Genomic DNA, 2,704 nt, shown 5'->3' on the forward strand with positions numbered 1-2,704 from the left:
ACGGCGCGCGCGTGACCCTCCGCGGCGCGGACGGCGCGACGGTCATGCGCCTCGACGCGATCGGCGACGCCGCGGTCGCCGCGGCCGTCGAGGCGGCCCGCGCCGCGCTCGAGGCGGGAGCGACACTGGAGGAGGCCGCGAGGGCGGGGGAGCGCGTCGGGGAGATCCCCGGGCGCTGCCGCCGCATCCGCACCGCCGACGGCATCACGATCATCGACGACACGGCGGCGACGACCGCGACGGAGGTCCGGCGCTCCCTCAAGGTGCTCGCCGACGCCACCCGCGGCGTCGCCCGCTCGTTCGCCGTCGTGGGCGAGCTCGTGAGCGAGCAGGCGGAGTGGTTCGACGACCACGACCAGCTCGGTCGGCTCGTCGTGCGCCTCGACATCGGACAGCTCATCGTCGTCGGCCACGGCGCCCGCCACACGAGCACCGCGGCGGGCCTCGAGGGCTCGTGGGACGGGGAGTCGCTCCTCGTCGACGACGTCCACGCGGCCTACGATGAACTCCGAGCCCGGCTCGCGCCGGGCGACGCGGTGCTCATCACCGCCGCCGGAGTCAGCCCCCTCGCCACCCTGATCGCCCGCCTGACGGAGGAGACCGCATGAGAGCCCTGCTCCTGTCGGGCGCCTTCTCGCTCGCGTTCACCCTCGTGCTGACGCCGCTCTTCATCCGCCTGTTCCGGCGCCTCGAGTGGGGCCAGTTCATCCGCGACGACGGCCCGCAGACGCACCACACCAAGCGCGGCACGCCCACGATGGGCGGCATCATCGTCATCCTCGGCTCGGTGCTCGGCTACTTCTTCGGCCATCTCGTCGATCAGACCGCGCCGACGCAGAGCGCGATGCTCGTGCTCCTGCTCATGGTGGGCCTCGGGCTCGTCGGCTTCATCGACGACTTCATGAAGGTGCGCAATCAGCGCAGCCTCGGCCTCACCGGCTGGGCGAAGGTCGCCGGCCAGGTCATCGTCGCCTCGGGCTTCGCGATCCTCGCGATCTCCTACCCCGATGAGGACGGCGAGACGGCCGCCTCGACCATGATCTCCGGCGTGCGCGACATCGAGGCGCTCGACTTCGCGAAGCTCGGCGCGATCGGCATCGTGCTCTTCGTCGTCTGGATCAACGTCATCGTCGTGAGCACGTCGAACGCCGTCAACGTCGCGGACGGCCTCGATGGCCTCGCGACGGGCTCCGCCATCCTCGCCATCGCGTCGTACATCGTCATCGCCTTCTGGCAGTTCAACCAGAACTGCTACAACGCCAACATCGACCCCGCGCTCCAGTACAAGTGCTACGAGGTGCGCGCCGACTCGCTCGACGTCGCGATCGTCTCCGCGGCCATCGCCGCGGCCCTCATCGGGTTCCTGTGGTGGAACACCTCGCCCGCCCAGGTGTTCATGGGCGACACGGGCTCGCTCGGCATCGGCGGCGCGATCGCCGGTCTCGCGATCGTCACGCGGACCGAGCTCCTGCTCGTCCTCATCGGCGGCCTGTTCCTCATCGTCACGGGCTCGGTCATCGTGCAGCGGGTCTACTTCAAGCTCACGCGCGGCAAGCGCATCTTCCTCATGAGCCCGCTGCACCACCACTTCGAGCTCAAGGGCTGGGCCGAGGTCACGGTCGTCGTGCGGTTCTGGCTCATCGCGGGCCTCTTCGTCGCCGTCGGGGTGGGCCTCTTCTACCTCGAATGGGTGAGCCAGTAATCGTGAACCGCCTCGACGAGCTCACCAGCTGGAACGCCGACTGGTCCGGGCTCCGCGTCCTCGTGCTGGGCCTCGGGGTCACGGGCTTCGCCGCCGCCGACACCCTCGCCGAGCTCGGAGCGGAGGTCACGGTCGCCGCACGCCACCCCGACGGCGAGCGCGCGCGCATCCTGCCCGTCATCGGCGTCGACCTGATCGAGATCGAGGGCTCCGATGCGGATGCCCTGCCGCAGCTCGCCGCCCTCGAGCCCGAGCTGCTCATCGTCTCGCCGGGCTTCCGACCCGACCACGCGATCGTCCGCTGGGCGGAGGCGTACGGAGTCCCGATGTGGGGCGACATCGAGCTCGCCTGGCGCGTGCGCGACAAGGTCGCGCCCGCCGCGCAGTGGGTGCTCATCACGGGGACGAACGGCAAGACCACGACGACGCAGCTGACGGCGACGATCCTGCAGGAGGCGGGCATCCGCGCCGCGCCGTGCGGCAACATCGGGGTCCCCGTGCTCGACGCCGTGCGCGACCCCGCCGGGTTCGACGTGCTCGTCGTCGAGCTCTCGAGCTTCCAGCTCCACCAGCTGCCGACCGAGGGGCCGGGAGCCCTCGGCCCGATCGCCTCCGCGTGCCTCAACCTCGCCGAGGACCACTACGACTGGCACGGCTCGGCCGAGGCCTACCGCGACGCGAAGGCGAAGGTCTACGCGAACACGCTCCTCGCGTGCGTCTACAACCGCGCCGACGAGGCCACCGTGCGGATGGTCGAGGAGGCCGACGTCGTCGACGGTGCGCGCGCGATCGGGTTCGGCACCGACACCCCCGGCCCGAGCGACGTCGGCGTCGTCGACGACATCCTCGTCGACCGGGCCTTCCTCGACGATCGCCACCGCTCGGCGCTCGAGCTCGGCACGCTCGCCGACGTGAGGCTCGCGGGCCTCGCGACCCCGCACGGGCTCGCGAACGCCCTCGCCGCCGCGGCGCTCGCGCGCGCCGCCGGCGCCCCGCCGCTCG

At 71.7% G+C, this 2,704-nt stretch carries 3 protein-coding genes; all 3 read left to right on the forward strand.

Translation table 11 applies throughout. From position 1 onward, the window contains the following. Window positions 1-608 (forward strand): glutamate ligase domain-containing protein (locus Q7T15_RS11875; protein WP_304696476.1); only part of this gene is annotated, 608 nt, incomplete at its 5' end. Further along, complete coding sequence (gene mraY / locus Q7T15_RS11880) at window positions 605-1,702, forward strand: phospho-N-acetylmuramoyl-pentapeptide-transferase (RefSeq protein ID WP_304696477.1); 1,098 nt, start codon at window positions 605-607, stop codon at window positions 1,700-1,702. The genes Q7T15_RS11875 and mraY, both read left to right, overlap by 4 nt. After that, window positions 1,687-2,704 (forward strand): Mur ligase family protein (locus Q7T15_RS11885; RefSeq protein ID WP_304696478.1); only part of this gene is annotated, 1,018 nt, incomplete at its 3' end. The genes mraY and Q7T15_RS11885, both read left to right, overlap by 16 nt.

Source organism: Microcella sp., assembly GCF_030645145.1.
In the GTDB taxonomy this organism is placed as follows: domain Bacteria; phylum Actinomycetota; class Actinomycetes; order Actinomycetales; family Microbacteriaceae; genus Microcella.